This window comes from Streptomyces sp. NPDC045956 (genome assembly GCF_056430705.1).
The window spans coordinates 51,988-74,051 of the sequence record NZ_JBWKKZ010000014.1 but is presented as its reverse complement, the minus strand read 5'-3'; the positions used below and the strand labels follow the sequence as shown (position 1 = coordinate 74,051).

The window sequence follows — 22,064 nt, the reverse complement described above, 5'->3', positions numbered from 1 at the left end:
GCGGGGCCGGCACGGAGGAAGCCGGTGAGGGCAGCCCCGTCCCCACGGAAGCCCTCACCGGCTGGTCGTTCGCCCCTCCTGTCGGAGGGGGTGGGTCAGCTGCGCACCAGCTCCCGGTCCTCGTCGGGGCCGGAGCCCCGCTCCTCGGCCGTGCGCAGGCCCTCGCCCTCGACGTCCACGTTGGGCAGCGCGCGGTCCAGCCACTTCGGCAGCCACCAGGCCTTCTTGCCGAGCAGCGCGAGGACGGCCGGGACGATGGCCATGCGGACGACGAACGCGTCGAAGAAGACGGCGATCGCCAGCCCGAAACCGATCATCTTGACCATCGCCTCGCTGGACCCGATGAAGCCCGCGAAGACCGCCATCATGATGACCGCCGCCGCTGTAACCACCCTCGCGCCGTGCTTGAAGCCGGTCACGACGGCCTGGTTCGGCTTCTCGCCGTGGACGTAGGCCTCACGCATGCGGGTGACCAGGAAGACCTCGTAGTCCATGGCCAGGCCGAAGACCACGCCGACCATGAAGATCGGCATCATCGACATGACCGGGCCGGTCTCCTCGACGCCCATCAGGCCGGACAGCCAGCCCCACTGGAAGACCGCGACGACCGCGCCGAGCGCCGCCATGACGGAGAGCAGGAAGCCGAGGGCCGCCTTCAGCGGGACCAGGATCGAGCGGAAGACCACGATCAGCAGGAGGAAGGCCAGGCCGACGACCAGGACCAGGTACGGCACCAGCGCGTCGTTCAGCTTCTGGCTGACGTCGATGTTCATCGCCGTCGAACCGGTGACGAGGGTCTCCGCCCCGGTCTCGGCCTTGATGTCGCCGCCCGCGTCGCGGATGGCGTGCACCAGGTCCTCGGTCTGCACGGAAGACGGCTTGGAGTCGGGGATCACGGTGATCGTCGCGGTGTCGCCGGCCTTGTTGGGCGCGGCCGGGGTCACCGCCACGACGTCGTCGAGTCCCTTGATCTCGTCGGAGACGTCGGTGAAGACCTGCTGGGGGGCCTCGCTGCCCTTGGCGTCCACGACGACCATCAGCGGCCCGTTGAAGCCGGGACCGAAGCCCTCCGAGAGCAGGTCGTAGGCCCGGCGCTGGGTGGTGGACGTCGGCTGGGAGCCGTCGTCGGGCAGGCCCAGTTCCAGGGAGGCCGCGGGGATCGCGGCGGCCCCGAGGCCGACGACGCCCAGCAGCAGGACGGCCAGCGGACGGCGGACGACGAAGCTCGCCCAGCGGGTGCCGAGGTTGGCCCTGGCGGGCCCGCCGCCGGCCTTCGCACCGTCAGTCGCGGTGTCCTTCGCGGTGTCCTTCTTCCGATTGCCGCCCAGCAGCCTGCCCTTCGCACCGGTCGGCTTGACCCGGCGGCCGGCGTAACCGAGCAGCGCGGGGACCATCGTCAGGGCGATCAGGACCGCGATGGCGACGGTGGCGGCCGCCGCGATGCCCATCTTGGTCAGCATCGGGATGTTGACGACGGCGAGGCCCACCAGGGCGATGACGACCGTGAGGCCGGCGAAGACGACCGCCGAGCCGGCGGTGCCGACCGCCCGGCCCGCGGCCTCCTCGCGCTCACGTCCCTCGGCGAGTTCGGCGCGGTAGCGGGAGACGATGAACAGGGCGTAGTCGATGCCGACCGCGAGGCCGATCATCATCGCCAGGATGGAGGTGGTGGAGCCCAGCTCCAGCACGCTCGCGAGGGCGGTGATGGAGGAGACGCCGATGCCGACGCCGATCAGGGCCGTGAGCAGGGGCAGTCCGGCCGCGACCAGCGAGCCGAAGGTGATGACGAGGACGACGGCGGCCACCGCGATGCCGATGATCTCCGTGGCGCCGGTGTGCGGCACCGCCTGGAGCGCGTCACCGCCGACCTCGACGGTCAGCCCGGCGTCCCGCGCCTGCTGCGCGGCGTCCTCCAGGGCGTCCTTGGTGGACTCCTCCAGCTCCATGCCGGAGACGTCGTACCGGACCGACGCGTAGGCGATCGCGCCGTCCTTGCTGACCGCCTTGCCCTGGTAGGGGTCGGCGACCGAGGCGACCTCGGAACCGTCGGCCAGGTCGGCGACGGCCTTCTCGACGGTGGCCTTGTGGCCGGCGTCGGTCATCTTCTCGCCGGACGGTGCCTTGAAGACCACACGCGCGGTGGCCCCGTCGGCGCTCTGTCCCGGGAAGCGCTCCTCGAGCAGGTCGAAGGCCTTCTGGGCCTCGGTGCCGGGGATGGAGAAGGAGGTGGTGCCGGCGGGCGGGGCACTGGCCGCGCCGACGCCGGCGAGCGTCAGCAGGGCCACCCATATGAGGGCGACGAAGTGCCGTCGGCGGAAGGCGAGCCGGCCGAGTTTGTAGAGGAACGTTGCCACGGGGGCGTACTCCCGGTCAGGTCGTGGGTCTTCAGGGCAGGGGGGATCAGCCCGACGACGTGAGCGGTGACGTCAGGTGGGGCTCGGATGGGGCTCAGGTGGATGCGGTCGGGGACCAGGTGGGGATCGCCTGAGGGTGGGGGGACGGATCAGGGGGTGGTGGAGACGCCGAGGGCGGGGAGCATCACGGCGTCGATGTACGAGGTGAGGAAGGCCCGGGTGGGTGGCTGGTCGTCGAGCAGCGTCCGGGTGGCGAAGCCGCCGACCATCATGTGCACGAGGAACTCCAGCGCCGGGCAGTCCGCTCTGATCTCGCCCCGGTCGACGGCGCGTTGCAGCAGGCGCCGGAACTCCGCCATCTCCGGTTCGACGAGTTGCTCCCGGAAGGCCTGGCGCAGGTCCGGGTTCTGGTGCAGTGCCATGGCCACGCCCCGCATCAGCGCGGAGTTCTGGGCCATGGTGCAGTCGTCCTCGCGGGCCAGCAGCGCGTGCAGGTCGCCCCGGAGCGTGCCCGTGTCGACCTCGCTGATCTGCCCCGGCTTGTTGTGCCGCATCGCCTTGACGACCAGCTCGGGCTTGCCGCCCCACTGGCGGTAGAGCGTCGCCTTGCTGGAGCGGGTGCGGGCGGCCACGGCGTCCATGGTGAGGGCGTCGTAGCCGACTTCGCGGAGCAGGTCGAGCACGGCCTCGTACAGCTCGGCCTCGCGCTCGGGAGTGATCCGACTGCGGCGCACGGTGGCTGCCTCGGTCATCTCGCTCACCTCTCTCTCCACTTCCCCGGATGCCGACGGTCAGAACGACACCGTTTCGTACACCGCAAAGGTACCCCAGCCCCTAACGAAACGAAACGGTTTCGTACGTGGCTTGGGTCACGGTTGTCAGCTCCCCATAAGTTGCCGGTACCCCGTGCCCGGAAAAGCATGGGGTGGGTGAGTTATCTGCGCCTTCCCCACCTCAGTGGCGACCAGTTGTGCTTCGTGGCCGAGGACGACCTCTGGCTCGCGGACCTCGACGGTCCCGGCCGCGCCTGGCGGCTCACCGTCGACCGCGCCAAGGCCGGCCACCCGCGCTTCTCCCCCGACGGCCGCCACATCGCCTACACCAGCTGGCGCAGCCTGGTGCCGGAGGTCCACCTCGTCCCCGTGGACGGCGGCCCCGGACGCCGGCTCACCCACTGGGGCGGCCTCGACACCCGGGTCTGCGGCTGGTCGCCCCCCGAGCCCGACGGCAGCGCCGCCATCCTCGCCGTCGCCTCCCACGGTGAGCCCTTCTCCCACCTCACCTGGGCCTACAAGGTCGACCCGGACGGCGACCCCGGCCGCAAACTCCCCTGGGGCCCGGTCACCGACATCCAGGCCGCCGACCTCGACGGCGAACGCAGGACGCTCCTGCTCACCGGCACCCCGCCGCACGAACCCGCCTCCTGGAAGCGCTACCGGGGCGGCGCCACCGGCCGGCTCTGGCTGCACGGGCGGCGGCTCCTGCCCGACCTGGGCGGCCATCTGCACTCCCCCCTCTTCGTCGGCGGCCGGATCGCCTTCCTCTCCGACCACGAGGGCGTCGGCAACCTCTACTCCTGCGCCCACGACGGCACCGACCTGCGCCGCCACACCGACCACGACGCCTTCTACGCCCGGCACGCGGCGAGCGACGGCACCCGCGTGGTGTACCAGTGCGCCGGTGACCTGTGGATCGTGGACGGCCTGGCGCCCGGCTCGGTGCCGCGCCGGCTCGACGTCCGGCTCAGCGGGCCCCGCGCGGGACGGCGCACCCACCCGGTGCCCGCCGCCCAGCACGTCGGCGGCCTCTCCGTCGACGAGACGGGCCGCGCGAGCGCCGTGGTGGTGCGCGGCAGCCTGTACTGGCTCACCCACCGCGACGGACCGGCCCGCACCCTCGCCGACACCCCGGGAGTACGGGTGCGGCTGCCGGAGATGCTGGGGGCGAGCGGGCGGATCGCGTACGTGACGGACGCGGCCGGCGAGGACGCCGTCGAGATCGTCCACCTGCCGCGGGCGACCGGGAGCCGCGCACCCCGGCGGCTGGCGTCCGGCGCGCTGGGCCGGGTCCTGGAGCTGGTCTCGGACCCGGCGGGCGAGCGCCTCGCCCTCGCCTCCCACGACGGCCGGCTGCTGCTGCTCGACGTCTCGGAGGAGGACGGCGAGGCCGCCCAGGCCCTGGCCGCGGGCGGCATCGGCGACGCGAGGGGTGCCGGGGACTCGGGCGGCATCGGGGACGCGAGCGGCTCAGCGGCCCCCACCGGAACCACCGGAGGCCACGTCACCGAGCTGGTCCGGTCCGACAACGGCCCCGTGCGCGACCTCGCCTTCTCCCCGGACGGGGCCTGGCTCACCTGGTCGCACCCCGGCATCGGACGCTCGCTGCGGCAGATCAGGATGGCCCGCATCGACGGACCGGAGGGCCCCCTCGTCGTCGACGTCACCAACGGCCGCTTCGAGGACGAGAACCCGGTCTTCACCCGGGACGGCCGCTACCTCGCCTTCCTCTCCTGGCGCGGCTTCGACCCGGTGTACGACGTGCACACCGGCGACCTGTCCTTCCCCCTGGGCTGCCGCCCCTACCTGGTGCCGCTCTCCTCCGCGACCCCCTCCCCCTTCGCCCTGAACCCCGAGGGCCGCCCCGCCGCCGGGGGCCTGGACCCGCTCGACGACGAGCCCGGCGAGGGCGGCACGGTGACCGTCGAGGTGGAGGGGCTGGAGAGCCGCGTGACACCGTTCCCGGTCACCGCCTCCAAGTACTCGGCGCTGCACCCGGTCGCCGGCGGCGGCCTGGTCTGGCTGCGCTGGCCGATCTCGGGCGCGCTCGGCGAGACCTTCGCCAACCCGGCGGACCCGAGCGAGCGGCCGACCCTGGAGCACTTCAACCTCGCCAAGGCCAGGAAGTCCGAACTGGTCGACCACCTCGACTGGTTCGGGGTCAGCGGCGACGGCACCCGCCTGGTCGTCCTCGACGAGGGCGACCTGCGCGCGGTGCCCGCCGCCGAGGCCGGCGACAGCGACACGACCACCTGGATCGACCTGCGCCGCATCCTGCACGAGGTCGACCCGGGCGCCGAGTGGCGCCAGGCCTACGACGAGGCGGGCCGCCTGATCCGCGCCTACTTCTGGGACCCCGGCATGTGCGGCATCGACTGGGACGCGGTGCTGGACCAGTACCGTCCGCTGGTCGAACGGGTCGCCTCCCCGGACGAGTTCGCCGACCTGCTCCGCGAGGTGCTCGGCGAGCTGGGCACCTCCCACGCCTACGTCTCCGCCGCCCGGCGCAACGAGGGCCCCGTGCACTACCAGCGCCGGCAGGGCCTGCTCGGCGCCAACCTCGTGTGCCGGGAGGGGCGATGGCTGGTCAAGCGCATCCTGCCCGGCGACTCCTCCGACTCCAAGGCCCGCTCCCCGCTGGCCGGCACGGGCATCCGCGAGGGTGCGGTGCTCACGCACGTCGACGGCCGGCCGGTCGACCCGGCGGCGGGCCCCTTCCCGCTGCTGGCGGGCGCGGGCGGCACCACGGTGGAGCTGACCTTCGCCCCGGGGGAAGGCTGTTCCGGTCCGGCCCGGCGGGTCGCCGTCGTACCGCTCGTCGACGAACGACCGCTGCGCTACCAGGACTGGGTGGCCAAACGCCGCGAGGTGGTGCGGAGACTGAGCGACGGCCGCTGCGGCTACCTGCACATCCCCGACATGGGCGGTTCCGGCTGGGCGCAGTTCAACCGCGACCTGCGCATGGAGGTCTCCCGTCCGGCGCTGATCGTGGACGTGCGCGGCAACGCGGGAGGGCACATCAGCGAACTCGTCATCGAGAAGCTGACCCGCACCATCCTCGGCTGGGACCTGACCCGGAACGCGCAGCCGGTGTCGTACACGTCCAACGCGCCGCGCGGGCCCGTGGTGGCCGTCGCGGACGAGGCGACCTCCTCCGACGGGGACATGATCACGGCCGCGTTCAAGCTGCTGCGGCTCGGCCCCGTGGTCGGCCAGCGCACCTGGGGCGGAGTCGTCGGCATGACCGGCCGGCACCGGCTCGGCGACGACACGGTGATCACGGTGCCGATGAACGCGGCCTGGTTCGACGCCTACGGCTGGTCCGTGGAGAACTACGGCGTCGCCCCCGACGTCGAGGCCCTGCGCACCCCGCTGGACTGGGCGGAGGGCCGCTACCCGGTGCTGGACGAGGCGGTCCGGCTGGCGCTGGAGCTGCTGGAGACCGACCCGCCCGCCGCGCCCCCCGGCTACGGGGACGTACCCGACCGCTCCCGCCCGCCGCTGCCGCCGCGGGCCTGACACGACAAGGGACGGGCACGGAGAAAGGGCGTCCTCCCCCGTGGGAGGACGCCCCTTCACCTCGGCCCCGACGCGTCAGGCGTCGTAGCTCTCCTCGAGACGCTCGTCGGCGTCACGGCGGCGCGAGGACGGGTCCCGCTCCTCCGCGGCCCGGCGACGGGCGGGGTCGACCTCGTCCTCGTCGCGACGGCGGTCGCGGTTCTGGAACTGGTCCTTGGCCTGCTCGGCCCGCTGCTTGCCCTGCTGCTGCATGCGCTCGGCCTTGTCCTGGAACTGGTCCTTCATACCCATGTGGGTTCACTCCTGTGCTGATCGGGCCCGACCGGATCGGCCGGGCGCTCGATCAGATTCACATGGGCGGTGACCCTGCGCATGTCGATCACTTACGGACCGTAGCGGCGCTGGTGGCGGGGGTGTTCCGCTGCTGTTCGTCGGCGGCTCCGCCGGCCCCGACCAGGCCCACGCGCACGTGGTCCAGCCGGTCCCCGAAGCGCCGCATCTCACGCTGTCCCACGGTGCCGATGAGGGCCGGCAGGTACCCGCGCACGCCCTGCATGCCGCGCAGCCACCACTGCCCGTAGACGTGGGCGGAGCGGCGCTCTATGCCCTCCACGAGCCGGTCGACCGCCGGACCGAGCGGATAGGTCTTGTTCGACGGCCAGGGCAGCCGCTGCCGCAACTCCCGCATGACGTCGTCCTGGTCGGCCCCCCGCACCATGTCCGTGTCGGTCCAGGACAGATAGCCCACGCCGACCTTCACCCCCCGGTGGCCGACCTCGCCGCGCAGGCTGTGCGCGTACGCCTCGACACCGGACTTGGACGCGCAGTACGCCGACATCATCGGCGCGGGCGTGAGCGCGGCGAGGGACGCGATCTGGAGCAGGTAGCCGCGGCTCTCCAGCAGCGCCGGCAGGAAGGCGCGGGCCGTCACCGCCGAGCCGATCAGGTTGACCTCGATGACCCGCCGCCAGGACTCCGGGTCGGACTCGACGAACGGCCCGCCGGTGGCGACGCCCGCGTTGGCGACGACGATGTCGACCCTGCCGAAGCGCTGCTTCACCTCCTCGGCGACCCGGGCCATCGCCTCGTGGTCGGTGACGTCGGCGTGCCAGTGCTCGCTCTCGCTGTGCAGCCGCGCCGAGACCTGCTTGAGCGCGTCCGGCTCCAGGCCGACCAGGGCGAGCTTGACCCCGCGCGCGGACAGCTTGCGGGCCAGCAACTCCCCCACGCCCCGCGCCGCTCCGGTGACGACGGCGACCCGTCCTTCCAGGCTCACCCTGCTCATGCGCTCTCCTCTGCGGGTACGGCACGCTCATCGCATGCAGTGGATATGTGGGCGGCGGCGAGGGCGCGGATCTTCCCGGTGACCAGGTCCGGCGCCTCCACCGGCGTCATGTGGCCGACCCCGGGAAGCTCCGTCAGGCCCGCGCAGTCCGGCAGGGCGGCGACGAGCGCACGGGCCTGCACCGGCGGGGTCAGCCGGTCCGCGGTGCCGACCACGACCTCGACCGGCATCGTCAACTCCCGCACCCCCTCGTCCAGGTCGAGCAGGTCCAGCACCTGCGACCAGGCGTGCCGCACCCTGCGCGGACAGGCGTGCACGATACGGGCACAGGCCTCCACCATGTGCGGGCCCGAACCGGGGCCCAGCGTCCCGTACTTGAGGATGCGGCGCGCGAGCGGCGTGACCGGGCCGAGCGGCGCCCGGGAGCCGAGGATCCGCCGGGTCAGCCAGGTCCGCACCCGGCCCTCGCCGAGCGGCACCACCGTCGAGGACGCCACCAGCCGCGAACTGCCCGTGCTGCACAGCAGGACGGCCGCCACGTGCGCCCGCACCCGGGGCCGGGCGGCGGCGGCCATCACCGTCATGCCGCCCATGGAGTGCCCGGCGACCACCGCCCGTTCGTCCGGCCCCAGCGTGGCCGCGAGGACGGCTTCGAGGTCGTCGGCGAGGGTCTCGGTGGAGCAGACCGGGCTGGCCGGGCTGCGACCGTGGCCGCGCTGGTCGTAGGCGATGACCCGGTGGTCGGCGGCGAGCGCGCGGATCTGCGCCGCCCAGAAGGCGGTCGAGCAGCACCAGCCGTGCGCGAGGACGACCGCGGGCGCGTCCTGGCGGCCGTGCACCTCGACGTGGAGGCGGGCACCGTCGGCCGCGACGACGGTCGTCTCGTGGGCGGGGGCGGGCGGGGCGTACGGCCCGGCGGCGTCGTGCAGGATGCGGCTCACGCGCTCACCCCGGTGCTCCGCGCCCCGCCCTTGCCGGCGGCCTCCCCGGCGTTCTCCCCGGCGGCCGACCCCGCGGCGACCGGCGCCCGCAGCACCTCGTACTCGGCGAGGTCCACGCGCCGCGTCACCCGCCGGAACTCGGCGGTCGTACCGGGCCAGACGGTGGTGTTGCGGCCACTCGCGTCCAGGTACCAGCTGGTGCAGCCGCCGGTGTTCCACACCGTGCGCTTCATCCGCTCCTGCACCCGGTGGTTCCAGGTCCGCACGGCGGCGGGGCGGGCGTCGAGGGCGACCGTGCCACCGAGCACGTCGATCTGACGCAGGTAGTCCGCCAGGTAGTTCAGCTGGGACTCGATCATCAGGATCATCGAGGAGTTCCCGAGCCCGGTGTTGGGCCCGATGATCGTCATGAAGTTGGGGAAGCCGGCCGCCGAAGCCCCGCGCAGGGACTCCATGCCGCCCTTCCAGGTCTCGGCGAGCGTCCGTCCGTCCGCGCCCACGACGCGCTCGGCGATGGGCATGTCGGTCACGTGGAAGCCGGTACCGAAGATGATCGCGTCCGCCTCCGCCTCGGTGCCGTCGGCGGCGACCAGGGTCGAGCCGCGCACCTCGCCGAGGCCGCTCGCGACGACGTCGACGTTGGGCTGGGCGAGCGCCGGATAGTACGTGCTCGACAGCAGGATCCGCTTGCAGCCGATGCGGTAGTCGGGGGTCAGCTTGGCGCGCAGGGCCGGGTCCTTGATGGCGGCGCCCATGTTGCGCTTGGCGATCTGCTCGACGAAGCCCAGCTCGTTCGGGTGCTTGGTGAACGCCTGCACCTGGAGCTCCCGGATGCCCCACAGCAGTCCCCGGCGCAGTTTGGTGGTGACGGGCAGCGCCCGGTGCAGGGCCCGCTCGGCACCGCTGATCGCCCGGTCCATGCGGGGCATCACCCAGGCCGGGGTGCGCTGGAAGAGCGTGAGCCGGCCCACCTGCGGCTGGATGGACGGCACGATCTGGATCGCGGAGGCGCCGGTACCGATCATGGCGACCCGCTTGCCGGTGAGGTCGTAGTCGTGGTCCCAGCGGGCCGAGTGGAAGACCTCGCCGGGGAAGGTCTCCAGCCCGGGGATGTCCGGGACCTTCGGGTCGGACAGCGGCCCGGTGGCGGAGACCACGACATCGGCGGTCAGGCTGCCGCTCGCGGTCTCGATCTCCCACCGCATCAGCTCACCGTTCCAGGCCGCCCTCTTCACCTCCGAGCCGAAGCGGAGGTGGGGACGGAGCCCGAAGGTGTCGGTCACGTGCTCCAGGTAGGCGCGGATGTGCTCCTGCCCGGAGAAGGTGCGGGGCCACTCGGGGTTGGGGGCGAAGGAGAAGGAGTACAGGTGGGAGGGCACGTCACAGGCGCAGCCGGGGTAGCTGTTGTCCCGCCACGTGCCCCCGACGCTGTCCGACCGCTCCAGGACGACGAAGTCGGTGATCCCCTCGCGGCGCAGCCGCACGGCGGCCCCCAGCCCACCGAAGCCGGACCCGATCACCGCCACCCGCACGTGTCCCTGAACCTGCTCGTGCTCGGCCATCCCGAAAGCCTCCACGCGTCGCCTAGAACTCTGCCAGTGAACACTGGCGCAATGGGAGCGTAGAACAGCTCCGTACTCATGGGTAGGGGGCGCGGCGAGGAAAGTTACCCGCGGTACGACTTAAGGTCGGGGCGTGACCGAGAAGCGTGAATACCGCATGGAGGAACTGGCCCGGCTGGCCGGCATCACGGTGCGCACCCTGCGCTTCTACCGCGAACGCAAACTGATCCCGCCACCCCGCCGCGAGGGCCGCATCGCCTGGTACGACGACCACCACCTGGCCCGCCTGCGCACCATCGCCGCCCTCCTGGAACGCGGCCACACCCTGAACGGCATCGCGGAACTCGCCGACGCCTTCGACCACGGCCGCGACGTCGGCGACCTGCTCGGCCTCGGCGAACCCACCGAGGAGACCCCGGTCCGCCTCACCCCCGAGGAACTCGCCGCCCGTTTCGAGGGCGAGGTCACCCCGGAGAACCTGGCCGCCGCGATGGACCTCGGCTACCTCGGCACCGACGGGGACGAACTCGTCCACATCAGCCACCGCCTGCTGGAGGTCTCCTCGGCCCTGGTCCGCGAGGGCATCCCGCTCGGCGAGGTCCTCCGGGCCGGCGCCCGCGTCCGCGAACACGCCGACGCCCTGGCCGACCTCTTCGCCGACCTCATCCGACGCCACGCCCCCACCCAGGACCTCGACCGCCTGCGCCCCCTCGCCCGCAGCGTGGTCGAGGCGGAACTGTCCCTGGCGATGGACCGGCGGATACGCAAGCCCGCCGACGACGAGTGGAGCGACCGGCCGGCCTAGCGGTCGTAGGCGACCGTCACGGGCGCGTGGTCGGACCAGCGCTCGGCGTGGGTGGCGGCCCGCTCGACGTATCCCTTGACGGCCCGCGCGGCGAGCCCGGCCGTGGCCAGGTGGTAGTCGATGCGCCATCCTGAGTCGTTGTCGAAGGCCCGCCCCCGGTACGACCACCACGAGTACGGCCCCTCGGTGTCCGGGTGCAGGGCGCGGACCACGTCGACGTAGCCGCCGTCGGCCGGGTCGAGGACGCGGCCGAGCCACTCCCGTTCCTCCGGCAGGAACCCGGAGTTCTTCTTGTTGGCGCGCCAGTTCTTGAGGTCGGCCTCGCGGTGGGCGATGTTCCAGTCGCCGCAGACCACGACCTCGCGGCCGTCGGCGGCGGCGCGCTCGCGCAGTTGCTTGAGGTAGGCGAGGAACTCGCCCATGAAGCGGACCTTCTCCTCCTGGCGCTCGGTGCCGACCTCCCCGGAGGGCAGGTAGAGGGAGGCGACCGTCACACCGGGCAGGTCGGCCTCGACGTAGCGGCCGCTGCTGTCGAACTCCGCCGAACCGAAACCGACCTGGACGCGGTCGGGCTCGCGGCGGGTGTAGAGGGAGACGCCGGCCCGGCCCTTGGCGGCGGCGGGGGCGTGCGTGACGTGCCAGCCGTCGGGCGTACGGACGTGCTCGGGGAGCTGCTGGGGCTCGGCCCGCACCTCCTGGAGGCACAGCACGTCGGCGGAGGTGTCGGCGAGCCACTCCACGAAGCCCTTCTTCGCGGCGGCGCGCAGACCGTTCACATTCACAGAGGTCACGGTGAGCACCAGGGCACGATACCGGCACACTGGACGGTGCCCCGATCCCGGATCTCGCATCGATATACGGTAGGTAGCATGAACATACGCCGGGTCCCCTTCGACCACCCCGACGCCGTGAAACTCAACGACGAGGTCCAGGCCGAGTACGACGTCCGCTACGGCGACGGCGGCGACGCCACGCACCTGGACCCGTCGGACTTCGCGCCGCCGAACGGCCTGTACCTGGTCGCTTACGACGAAAACGACGTCCCGGTCGCCTCCGGCGGCTGGCGCGGCCAGGACGCCAACGCCGAGGGCAACCTCGACGGGGACGCCGAGCTGAAGCGGATGTTCGTGATCGAGCAGGTGCGCGGCCGCGGGCTGGCCCGCCGCATCCTGGCGGCCCTGGAGGAGGACGCCCGCGCGGCCGGCCGGACCCGCATGGTCCTGGAGACCGGCACCAAGCAGCCGGAGGCCGTCGCTCTGTACACCTCCAGCGGCTACGAGCCGTGCACCAAGTTCGGCTACTACCGCTTCCACGAGGACAGCCTCTGCTACGCGAAGGCCCTCCAGGTCCCGTAGGACACGGACGCCGAAGGGCCCCGGGGACGCGGCGAGGCGTCCCCGGGGCCCTTCGACGGGCGGGACTCGATCCCGGAAACGACGAAGGTCCCGCCCGATCGTGATGATCGGACGGGACCTCGTCAATGTGCGTGGACCTGTGGGGATTTGAACCCCAGACCCCCTCGATGCGAACGAGGTGCGCTACCAGACTGCGCCACAGGCCCTTGCAACGAGTGAAACTCTAGCACCCCGTGGGGCCTGCTCAAAAATCGCTTCCGGGACCGGGAGGGGGCGGCCCCGGCAGGGGCTATTCGTTGGCGGCGCGGGGGCGGTCGCCGTCCTCGTACTGGTCGAAGAGCGGCGTCCGGCCCCGTTCCCGGGCCCGGCGTGCGGACGCGGCCCGGCGGACGCCGCTGCGGCCGGGTGTCTCCGGTCGCTCCTCGGCCTGGGGGGCGGAGCGGTCCGGGCCGGGGTCGGCTGCCCGGGCCCGCTGCTCGGGGGCGACGGCACTGGACCGCGCCGAGCTCCACGCGTCCGGCGCCGAGAGGTCCACGTCCGGTGTGGCGCGGGGGGCGACCGGCGCGGTCACGTAGGTGGGCAGCGGTACCGGCACGGGGTCCCAGCTGTCGCCCTGGGGCCGTCGCTGCCGCTCGCGCTGCTGGTCGACCCACTCGGCGTGGTCGGTCTGCTCGACCAGTGCGCGCCGGTCCGCGGCGAGAGCCGACAGTCCCGGGTCGGACTCCGCCTCGGGCCCCTCGTCCGGCTCCTCGGCGTCCGGGTCGCCGGCGGGGGCCGCCGGGTCGGCGGGCGTGCGCCTGCGGGGGCGGCCCTCGCGCAGCCGCTGGGCGGCGACCTCGGCCTGCCGGCGGTCCATCTGGAAGGCGAACCGGCGGCGCTCCTGTGTACGCAGGTAGGCGATGTAGGCGCTGAGCAGCACCGCGGGCACGCCGGGCGCCCAGAGGAACGCGAGTCCGCCGACCGCCGCGACGACCGAGCCGAGCGTGAAGGCGAGGAAGAGCATCACGGTCGTACGCCGTCGGCGCGCGAGTGCCTTGGTGCGCCGGGCGCGGGCCGCGGCCGCCGGTGACTCGGGGGCGCGCCGGGCCTGGGGTACGCGTCCGCGCGCCGCCCGGCCGCGGCCCCGGGGTGCCTGTCCGGACTGGCCGGGCCGCTCGGTCCGCTCGGGCTCCCGGGGCCGTTCGGCTTCCGGGGTCCGGTCGGGCTCGGGGGTCCGCTCGGGTTCCGGGGACGGGGCGGGGTCGGTGGACTGCCCGGGCCTGCGGCCGTGGGCGCGTCCTCCCGCGTCCGGCTGCGGGTACCGGCGGGTTCTGGACACGGCGAAGGCCCGGACGTCCACCGAGTCGGTGACGGCGTCCGGGGCGTCGGCGTCGGGCTCCGCCTCGTCGGTGGAGCGGGACCGCAGGTCCTTGGCGTACCGGCGCTCCATGCCCGCCCGTCCGGACAGCAGCCGGATGGCGGTGCTGAAGCGTTCCGTCGGACGGGCCTCGTTCAGCTCGTCCTGCCTGCGGAGCCACATCGGCACCAAGTAGGCGGCCCAGGCCCCGACGATGACTGCGTAGATGAGGCCACTGCTGCTCACGCCTCACACGGTAGAGGGGTTTGCGCGAGGCCATCCGCCAATTGGGCCGGTGTGTCGCACGATCTGGCTGATATTTCGAACTTTTTTTGTGATCGATGCGATCAGCACACCGCCGCTGCCGGGAAATTATCCGTTCGGGACGGTCACCACCCGATCATTTTCGAACGTTTATTCAATTACCCGAGTTCCGTGCGCTGCGGTCCCGCGACCGGTGCCAGCGTCGCAGCAGCCCCTCGGGGACCTCCTCCGCGGTGAGTGCGAAGACCAGGTGGTCGCGCCATGCTCCGTCGATGTGGAGATAACGCGGCCTGAGCCCTTCCTCTCGGAATCCGAGTTTCTCCACGACCCGGCGGCTGGGCGCGTTCTCGGGGCGAATGCAGACCTCGACCCGGTGCAGTCCGACGGTGCGGAAACAGTGGTCCACGACCATCGCCACGGCCGTCGGCATCACCCCCCGGCCGGCCACCGCCTCGTCCACCCAGTAGCCGACGTGCCCGGAGCACATCGAGCCCCAGGTGATCCCGGCCACCGTCAGCTGTCCGACCAGGCGGCCCTGGTACTCGATGACGAAGGGAAGCATCCGTCCGGCGTGCGCCTCGGACCTGAGGTGCCGCACCATCTGGCGGTAGGTCGGCCGGTTCACCAGCGGGCCACCGGGCGTGGGCGGCGGGATGGTCGCCTCCCAGGGGCGCAGCCAGTCCCGGTTGCGCCGGTTGACCTCGCGCCACATCCGCTGGTCGCGCAGCTTTATCGGCCGGAGGACGAGGTCGCCGTCCACCAGCTCCACGGGCCAGGAGGCGCTGTTCAGCTCGCACCCCCGTCGCCGGCCGGTCTGGGGTGGTCGCCCCCGCGGAGCTGGTCGACCGCGTGCGTGAGCAGCGGCTCCAGCACGGCGAGGCCGTCCCGCACCCCGCCGGACGATCCGGGCAGGTTGACGATGAGTGTGCGGCCGGCCACTCCCGCCAGGCCCCGGGAGAGCACCGCGGTCGGCACCTTCTCCCGGCCGTACGCCCGCACCGCCTCCGCGATGCCGGGGACCTCGTGGTCGATCACCGCGCGGGTCGCCTCGGGGGTGCGGTCGGTGGGCGAGATGCCGGTGCCGCCGGTGGTGACGATCACGTCGTAGCCCGCCTCGGCGCCTGCCCGCAGGGCGGCTTCCACGGGGTCGCCGTCCGGGACGACCCGGGGGCCGTCGACGGCGAACCCGAAGCGGCGCAGGCCGTCGGCGATCAGCGGTCCGCCCGTGTCCTCGTAGACCCCGGCGGCGGCCCGGTTGGAGGCGGTGACCACCAGCGCGCGGTAGCTCATGACCGGCTCCAGTCGCCCGACTTGCCGCCCGTCTTCTCCTCGACCCGCACGTCCGTGATGACCGCTCCCTTGTCGACCGCCTTGACCATGTCGATCACGGTGAGCGCGGCGACGGTGACCGCGGTGAGCGCCTCCATCTCCACACCCGTGCGATCCGTCGTCCGCACCGTGGCGGTGATCTCCACGGCGTCGTCCGCGACCGACAGGTCCAGTTTCACACCGGAGAGCGCCAACGGGTGGCACAAGGGGATCAGGTCCGGGGTGCGTTTGGCGCCCATGATGCCCGCGATGCGGGCGGTGGCGAGGGCGTCGCCCTTGGGGACGCCCTCGCCGCGCAGCAGCTCGACCACGCGGGGGGCGACGAGGACGCGTCCGCTCGCGCGGGCGGTGCGTGCGGTCACGTCCTTGCCGGACACGTCGACCATCCGGGCGGCGCCCGCCTCGTCGATGTGCGTCAGCCGGCCTCGCGGGTCGTGTGCGTCCTGGCCGTGGTGCGGGGGTCGGTCCTGCGTACTCATGCTCGTGTGGCGCTCCCGGTCCGGGCCCGGCGCGGTGCGGCGCGTGGGCCTGCTGTGCGCGACACGGTACCGCCAAGGGGGCGGGGTCAGCCGAGCAGGACCACTTCGACCTCGGTGCCCGGCTCGACGGTCTCGGTGTCCTCGGGTACGACGATCAGCGCGTCGGCGTGCGCGAGGGCGGCCACGAGGTGGGAGCCGGCGCCGCCGACCGGGGTGACCGCGCCGCCGGCGAAGGTGCCGCGCAGGAACTGCCGGCGTCCCTTGGGCGAGGACAGCGCCTCGTCGGCGGTCAGCGACGCGGTGGTCGTGGGACGGTGGACGTCGGGGAGTCCCATGAGGGTGCGGATCGCCGGGCGGACGAAGAGCTCGAAGGAGACGTACGACGAGACCGGATTGCCGGGCAGGGCGAGGAGCGGGGTGTGGTCGGGGCCGACGGAGCCGAAGCCCTGGGGCTTGCCGGGCTGCATGGCGAGCTTGCGGAAGTCGACGCCGCTGCCCGGCTCGTCCTCGTCGGCGACGTGTGCCAGCGCCTCCTTGACCACGTCGTAGGCCCCGACGCTCACTCCGCCGGTGGTGACCATCAGGTCGGCGCGGACCAACTGGTCCTCGATGGTGGACCGCAGGGTCTCGGCGTCGTCGGCGACGGCGCCCACCCGGTAGGCGATCGCGCCGGCGTCGCGGGCGGCGGCGGTGAGGGCGAAGCTGTTGGAGTCGTAGATCTGACCGGCGGCCAGCTCCTCGTCGGGCTGGACCAGTTCGCTGCCGGTGGAGAGCACGACCACGCGCGGACGCGGGCGCACGCGGACCCTGCCGCGGCCGATCGCGGCGAGCAGGGCGATCTGCGGCGGGCCGAGGATCGTGCCGGCCTCCAGCGCGCGGGCGCCGGACCTGACGTCGCTGCCCTTGGCGCGTACGTGCGCGCGTGCCTCGGCCGGCCGGTACACGTGGACCTGGCCCTCGGCCCCCTCCGGCGCGAGGCTGCGGGCGCGCATGCCGGCCGCCGGGCCCTCGCCGAGCCCGCCGTCGGTCCACTCCACGGGGACGACGGTCTCGGCGCCGGGCGGGAGCGGGGCGCCCGTCATGATGCGGGCGGCCTGGCCGGGGCCCACGGAAGGCGGGTCGGCCTGGCCCGCGGCGACGTCCCCGACGACCTCCAGGACCGCGGGGAACTCCTCGCTCGCGCCCGCGACGTCGGCGACCCGCACCGCGTACCCGTCCATGGAGCTGTTGTCGAACGGCGGCAGGGAGAGCGGCACCGTGACGTCGTCGACCAGGACGCAGCCCTGGGCGTCGAGCAGGTTCAACTCGATGGGTTCCAGGGGGCGGACGGTGGCCAGGATGTCGTCCAGGTGCTCCTGCACCGACCACAGCCGGTCCGGACCGAAGTCCGCCGCGGTGTGGTCGTGGCCGGCGTCACGGTGCGCGGTGCTGCTCAACGTCGCTACATCTCCTCGGCTACGTAACTGCGAAGCCAGGTCCGGAAGTCCGGGCCCAGATCCTCACGTTCGCACGCGAGTCTGACAATGGCACGCAGATAGTCGCCGCGGTCGCCGGTGTCATAGCGGCGGCCCTTGAAGACGACGCCGTGCACCGGGCCGCCCACCTTCTCGTCCTCCGCGAGCTGCTGGAGGGCGTCGGTCAGCTGGATCTCGCCGCCGCGGCCGGGCTCCGTCTTGCGGAGTATGTCGAAGATGTGCGGGTCGAGGACGTAGCGGCCGATGATGGCGTAGTTCGAGGGGGCGTCGGCCGGGTCGGGCTTCTCGACCAGTCCGCCGACCTTGACGACGTCGCCGTCCTCGGTGGCCTCGACGGCCGCGCAGCCGTAGAGGTGGATCTGCTCGGGAGCGACCTCCATGAGGGCGATGACACTGCCGCCGTGCTGCTCCTGCACGTCGATCATGCGTTGCAGCAGCGGGTCGCGGGGGTCGATCAGGTCGTCGCCGAGCAGGACCGCGAAGGGCTCGTTGCCGACGTGCGGGGCGGCGCAGAGCACGGCGTGGCCGAGTCCCTTGGGGTCGCCCTGGCGGACGTAGTGGATCATGGCGAGGTCGCTGGACTCCTGGACCTTGGCCAGCCGGCCGGCGTCGCCCTTCTTCTGGAGGGCGGACTCCAGCTCGTAGTTGCGGTCGAAGTGGTCCTCGAGGGGGCGCTTGTTGCGGCCCGTGACCATGAGGACGTCGCCGAGACCGGCGGACACGGCCTCTTCGACCACGTACTGGATCGCCGGCTTGTCGACGACCGGCAGCATCTCCTTGGGAGTGGCTTTCGTTGCCGGCAGGAACCGGGTACCGAGCCCGGCTGCGGGGATGACAGCCTTGCTGATCCTGGGGTGGGACTGAGTCATGCGCGACACCATATCCGGTGCCAATAGGGAGAATCTGTGACTCCGAATCAGTGGCGCTCATATGAGCGCATTAGAGCGTTCGAGGAGTGAGCAGTGCGTCACATCGACCCCGGAAGCGAACCTGACAAACGCACGTTGCGGCGGGAGTTCCTCGCGGCGAGGAGCAGGTTGACCGCGGATGACGTGCGGGAATCGGCGGACGCACTGGCCGCGCGGGCGCTCGCCTCGCCGGAGGTGGCGGGGGCGCACACCGTGGCGGCGTACGTGTCGGTGGGCGCCGAGCCGGGCACCCTCACGCTCCTCGACGCGCTGCGCGCGCGGGGCGTGTGCGTCCTGCTGCCCGCGCTGCTGCCGGACAACGACCTGGACTGGGGTGAGTACTCGGGCGAGGAGTCCCTCGCGCGCGTGCGGCACGGGGGGCGGATGGCCCTGTGGGAGCCCGCCGGTGAGCGTCTGGGGCCGGACGCGGTGACCGGGGCCGGGGTGGTGCTGCTGCCGGGCCTCGCGGTCGACGCGCGCGGCATGCGGCTGGGGCGCGGGGGCGGTTCGTACGACCGGGTCCTGGCACGTCTGGAGCGGGCGGACACGCGGTCCGCGCTGCTGGTGCTGCTGTACGACTGGGAGGTCGTGCCGCACGTGCCAGGGGAACCGCACGACCGGCCGGTGGACGCGGTGGTGACGCCCTCGGGGGTGCGGCGGTTCCGCTGACCGCGGGCGGACACTCCCCGCCGGCCCCCGGGCGGACGCGAGAACGGCCTCCACGCGCGCGTGGAGGCCGTTCTCGCGTCGAGCGGTGCGGGGCTAGGGCTTGAGCACCAGGGTGTCGCTCGTGCTCTCGTCGACGGCCTTCTTCGAGAAGGCCCACGGCAGCAGTTCCCCGTCGGCCCACTTGTCCGTCTGGTCGGTGTAGTGGGCGCTGTAGGCGTGTCCGGAGGCGCCGGTGAGGTTGATCCAGCGGGACTTGTCGAGGTCGCCGAGGTTGACCACCATCCGCATGGAGGGCACCCACACCACCCCGAAGCCGCCGGCCGCGTTCCAGCCGGAGGCGTTGACCGCCGCCTCGCCGCCGCTGAGCTTCCAGGGACCGCGGTTGAGGGCGTACTTCACGAAGCCGGGGCCCTCGGTGCCCAGGGTCTGGTTCTTCAGGAACAGGCGGTGCAGCCGGCCCCAGTTCCAGGAGTCGATGTCCTTGCCGAGCTTGGCGGTCAGCTCCCAGCGGGCGTCCACCATGGCGCGCTTGAACAGGTCGTCGCGGTTGTGGTCGGCGCCCTTGCGGGTGCCGTTGGCGGGCGTCGTCCACCAGTCGCTCTTCGGCTTGTCCAGCAGGTTGCGGACGACCTCGAACCAGCGGTCGCCGCCGTCGGGCTGCGCCTGGTCGGCGTCGCGCTGGCCGCACTCGCGGACCTTGTTGGTCTCGTCCGCGGGACCGGTGGTGTTGACCGGGTCGACCCACAGGCACTGGCCCTCGACGCGCAGTTCCTTGGGCAGCTTGTTGCCGAAGGCGAGCTTGAGGAGGTTGCGCCAGACCGCGTTGAAGTAGGCGGCGGCCGCCGAGTCGGCGTCCTGCGTGTAGTCCCAGCCCTCCAGGAGCTTCTGCGCCTCGCGGACGTCCTTGTCGCCGACGTCGATCTTCAGCAGCTGGGGGACGAGCAGCTTGGCCATCTCGCTGCTGTTGTCCAGCTGCATCTGGCGCATGTCGTCGGTGGAGATCTTGCCGCCGTCCTTGATCTTCTGCTCGATCAGGGAGGTGATGCGCTGGCTGCGGGTGCCGTAGCCCCAGTCCGCGGTCAGCGTGTACGGGTACTCGTCCGCGTCGACGGCGGCCTGGTTGGCGGTGACGATGTAGCCGCGGTCCGGGTCGTACTCGTAGGGCAGCTCGTCCTGGTCGATGTACTCGCCGGTCCACCGGTACTCGGGGTTCCAGCCCGGTGCCGGGACGGAGCCGTCGTGGTCCTCGGCGCGCACCGGGATCTTGCCGGGCAGCGTGTAGCCGATGTGCTCGGCGTCGGCGTAGACGAGGTTCTGCGAGGGGACGTCGAAGAGCGTGGCGGCCTCGCGGAAGTCGTCCCAGTCCTTCGCCCGGTCGATCGCGAAGACGGCGTCCATGGTGGTGCCCGCCTCCAGCGCCGTCCACCGCAGCGCGACCCCGTAGCCGTCACCGCGGTCGGGGGCGGAGGTGTCGACGGTGGCCTTCCTGCCGGTCTTCACCAGCTCGTCGTCGCGGTCGGAGAGCAGGGGGCCGTTGTTGGTCTCGCGGACGACGATCTTCTTGGACTCGCCGCCGGCGACCTTGATGGTCTCCTCGCGCGTCTCGAAGGGGACCACCTTGCCGTCGTACTGGTAGCCGGCGCCGGTGATCTTCTCCAGGTACAGGTCGGTGACGTCGACGCCGGAGTTGGTCAGGCCCCAGGCGATGTCCTGGTTGTGGCCGATGACCACGCCGGGCATGCCCGCGAAGGTGTAGCCGGCGACGTCGTACTGGCACTTGGCGGAGACGCTGCGGCAGTGCAGGCCCATCTGGTACCAGACGGACGGCAGCGACGGCGACAGGTGCGGGTCGTTGGCCAGCAGCGGCTTGCCGGTGATGGTGTGCTCACCGGAGACGACCCAGGAGTTGGAGCCGATGCCGTTGCCGTTCACACCGACGGCGGTGGGGACGTCGTCCAGGACGTTCTGGAGGCTGGCCAGTTGGCTCTCCAGGCCGGTGCCGGTGCCGGTGCCGGTGCCCGTGCCCGTGCCCGTGCCGGTACCTGTGCCCGTGCCGCTCCCCGTGCCCGTGCCGGACCCCGTACCTGTGCCCGTGCCGGACCCCGTGCCCGTACCGGTGCCCGTTCCGGAGCCGTCGCCGCCGGACGACCCGCCGCCGTCGAACGTCTGGGTGACCTCGTCGTACCGGCCCTCCTGGACGATCGCCTTGTTCCGGTCGTACGGGTACGCCGGGTACAGGTCGGCGATCTGCTTGGGGCCCAGCCTGCTGGTCATCAGGGCGCGGTCGACCTCGTCCTGCATGTTCCCGCGCAGGTCCCAGGCCATGGCCTTGAGCCAGGCCACCGAGTCGACCGGGGTCCACTCGTGGGGCTTGTAGTCGTTGGTGAACCCGAGGGCCGCGTACTCCAGGGAGATGTCCGCGCCGTCCTTGCCCTTCAGGTAGGCGTTGACGCCCTTGGCGTACGCCTGGAGGTACTTCTTCGTGGAGGGCGACAGCTTCTCGTCGTACTCCTCCTGCGCCACCCGGTGCCAGCCCAGGGTGCGCAGGAACTCGTCGTTGTCGACCTGGCCCTTGCCGAACATCTCCGACAGGCGCCCCGCGGTCATGTGGCGGCGCACGTCCATCTCGTAGAACCGGTCCTGCGCCTGGACGTAGCCCTGCGCCATGAACAGGTCCTCGTCGGAGGAGGCGTAGACCTGCGGGATGCCGTAGCCGTCGCGTTTGACGTCGACCGGTCCCGCCAGGCCCTCGAGCGTGATCGAGCCCTTGGTCTGCGGGAAGGACGCGCGGACGGTGCTGATCGACCAGTACGCCCCGTAGACGAGGCCGCCGATGAGGGCCAGTACCAGCACGAGGACGAGCAGGCGCGCTTTGCGCCCCTTCTTCCTGCCGGACTTGCCGGGCTGCTGACCCGTGGAGGCGGTTTTGGTGGGGGGCATCGCTGTCCTTGCTGTCCTAACACGAGCGGCAGGGGCGGGCTGTGCTTTGTACTGAGCGCTGGAGCAA

General features: G+C 72.3%; 18 protein-coding genes and 1 tRNA gene. 4 read left to right on the top strand and 15 right to left on the bottom strand.

Translation table 11 applies throughout. The features are described from left to right. Positions 1–95 precede the first annotated feature (95 nt). On the bottom strand, positions 96–2,354 hold the full coding sequence (locus AC07FV_RS30635) for an MMPL family transporter (protein WP_479090746.1): 2,259 nt from the start codon (positions 2,352–2,354) through the stop codon (positions 96–98). Positions 2,355–2,503: 149 nt separating this feature from the next. Beyond that, on the bottom strand, positions 2,504–3,106 hold the full coding sequence (locus tag AC07FV_RS30630; RefSeq protein ID WP_479090745.1) for a TetR/AcrR family transcriptional regulator: 603 nt from the start codon (positions 3,104–3,106) through the stop codon (positions 2,504–2,506). Positions 3,107–3,274: 168 nt separating this feature from the next. On the opposite strand from AC07FV_RS30630, the gene AC07FV_RS30625 reads away from it, so the two are divergent. Next, positions 3,275–6,649, top strand: coding sequence for a S41 family peptidase (locus AC07FV_RS30625; protein WP_479090743.1), 3,375 nt, complete (start codon positions 3,275–3,277; stop codon positions 6,647–6,649). Positions 6,650–6,724: 75 nt separating this feature from the next. On the opposite strand, the gene AC07FV_RS30620 is transcribed toward AC07FV_RS30625, so the two are convergent. The 4 genes from AC07FV_RS30620 to AC07FV_RS30605 all read right to left on the bottom strand — a co-directional run bounded on the left by AC07FV_RS30620 (position 6,725) and on the right by AC07FV_RS30605 (position 10,437). Continuing rightward, entirely contained in the window at positions 6,725–6,940 is a 216-nt protein-coding gene (locus AC07FV_RS30620; protein ID WP_361013830.1) for a hypothetical protein, read from the bottom strand. An 88-nt stretch (positions 6,941–7,028) separates the two neighbouring features. After that, complete coding sequence (locus AC07FV_RS30615; RefSeq protein WP_479090741.1) at positions 7,029–7,934, bottom strand: SDR family oxidoreductase; 906 nt, start codon at positions 7,932–7,934, stop codon at positions 7,029–7,031. Then, on the bottom strand, positions 7,931–8,875 hold the full coding sequence (locus tag AC07FV_RS30610; RefSeq protein ID WP_479090739.1) for an alpha/beta fold hydrolase: 945 nt from the start codon (positions 8,873–8,875) through the stop codon (positions 7,931–7,933). Before AC07FV_RS30610 ends, AC07FV_RS30615 begins: the two co-directional genes overlap by 4 nt. Continuing rightward, positions 8,872–10,437 carry a flavin-containing monooxygenase gene (locus tag AC07FV_RS30605; RefSeq protein WP_479090737.1) on the bottom strand — a complete coding sequence of 522 codons (1,566 nt, stop codon included), beginning with the start codon at positions 10,435–10,437 and terminating at the stop codon, positions 8,872–8,874. Before AC07FV_RS30605 ends, AC07FV_RS30610 begins: the two co-directional genes overlap by 4 nt. 133 nt (positions 10,438–10,570) lie before the next feature. On the opposite strand from AC07FV_RS30605, the gene AC07FV_RS30600 reads away from it, so the two are divergent. Continuing rightward, positions 10,571–11,242, top strand: coding sequence for a MerR family transcriptional regulator (locus AC07FV_RS30600; RefSeq protein ID WP_383649011.1), 672 nt, complete (start codon positions 10,571–10,573; stop codon positions 11,240–11,242). Here AC07FV_RS30600 and AC07FV_RS30595 read toward each other — a convergent pair. Next, on the bottom strand, positions 11,239–12,042 hold the full coding sequence (locus AC07FV_RS30595; protein WP_479090735.1) for an exodeoxyribonuclease III: 804 nt from the start codon (positions 12,040–12,042) through the stop codon (positions 11,239–11,241). The two genes, AC07FV_RS30600 and AC07FV_RS30595, sit on opposite strands and share 4 nt — an antisense overlap. Positions 12,043–12,111: 69 nt before the next feature. On the opposite strand from AC07FV_RS30595, the gene AC07FV_RS30590 reads away from it, so the two are divergent. Further along, on the top strand, positions 12,112–12,597 hold the full coding sequence (locus tag AC07FV_RS30590) for a GNAT family N-acetyltransferase (protein WP_479090734.1): 486 nt from the start codon (positions 12,112–12,114) through the stop codon (positions 12,595–12,597). 132 nt (positions 12,598–12,729) lie between these two features. Here AC07FV_RS30590 and AC07FV_RS30585 read toward each other — a convergent pair. The 7 genes from AC07FV_RS30585 to galU all read right to left on the bottom strand — a co-directional run bounded on the left by AC07FV_RS30585 (position 12,730) and on the right by galU (position 18,349). Then, positions 12,730–12,803 (bottom strand) — tRNA-Ala (locus AC07FV_RS30585). An 83-nt stretch (positions 12,804–12,886) separates the two neighbouring features. Continuing rightward, positions 12,887–14,179 carry a divisome protein SepX/GlpR gene (gene sepX, locus AC07FV_RS30580; protein ID WP_479090732.1) on the bottom strand — a complete coding sequence of 431 codons (1,293 nt, stop codon included), beginning with the start codon at positions 14,177–14,179 and terminating at the stop codon, positions 12,887–12,889. 172 nt (positions 14,180–14,351) lie between these two features. Continuing rightward, complete coding sequence (locus AC07FV_RS30575) at positions 14,352–14,966, bottom strand: GNAT family N-acetyltransferase (protein ID WP_479090731.1); 615 nt, start codon at positions 14,964–14,966, stop codon at positions 14,352–14,354. Between the two features lie 17 nt (positions 14,967–14,983). Continuing rightward, positions 14,984–15,487, bottom strand: coding sequence for a MogA/MoaB family molybdenum cofactor biosynthesis protein (locus AC07FV_RS30570; RefSeq protein ID WP_479090729.1), 504 nt, complete (start codon positions 15,485–15,487; stop codon positions 14,984–14,986). Further along, the gene (moaC, locus tag AC07FV_RS30565; RefSeq protein ID WP_356608992.1) at positions 15,484–16,005 is read right to left on the bottom strand and encodes a cyclic pyranopterin monophosphate synthase MoaC; all 522 of its coding nucleotides are present in this window, start codon (positions 16,003–16,005) and stop codon (positions 15,484–15,486) included. The genes AC07FV_RS30570 and moaC overlap by 4 nt, the downstream gene beginning before the upstream one ends. Before the next feature lie 86 nt (positions 16,006–16,091). Beyond that, on the bottom strand, positions 16,092–17,375 hold the full coding sequence (gene glp / locus AC07FV_RS30560; protein ID WP_479090910.1) for a molybdotransferase-like divisome protein Glp: 1,284 nt from the start codon (positions 17,373–17,375) through the stop codon (positions 16,092–16,094). Positions 17,376–17,446: 71 nt separating this feature from the next. Beyond that, positions 17,447–18,349 carry a UTP--glucose-1-phosphate uridylyltransferase GalU gene (gene galU, locus AC07FV_RS30555; RefSeq protein WP_356608994.1) on the bottom strand — a complete coding sequence of 301 codons (903 nt, stop codon included), beginning with the start codon at positions 18,347–18,349 and terminating at the stop codon, positions 17,447–17,449. Positions 18,350–18,442: 93 nt separating this feature from the next. Here galU and AC07FV_RS30550 point away from each other — a divergent pair, with 93 nt between their 5' ends. Further along, positions 18,443–19,057, top strand: a complete 615-nt coding sequence (locus AC07FV_RS30550; protein ID WP_479090728.1) for a 5-formyltetrahydrofolate cyclo-ligase — start codon at positions 18,443–18,445, stop codon at positions 19,055–19,057. A gap of 93 nt (positions 19,058–19,150) precedes the next feature. Here the strand turns inward: AC07FV_RS30550 and AC07FV_RS30545 are convergent, their stop codons facing one another. Next, complete coding sequence (locus AC07FV_RS30545; RefSeq protein WP_479090726.1) at positions 19,151–21,997, bottom strand: penicillin acylase family protein; 2,847 nt, start codon at positions 21,995–21,997, stop codon at positions 19,151–19,153. Positions 21,998–22,064 lie beyond the last annotated feature (67 nt).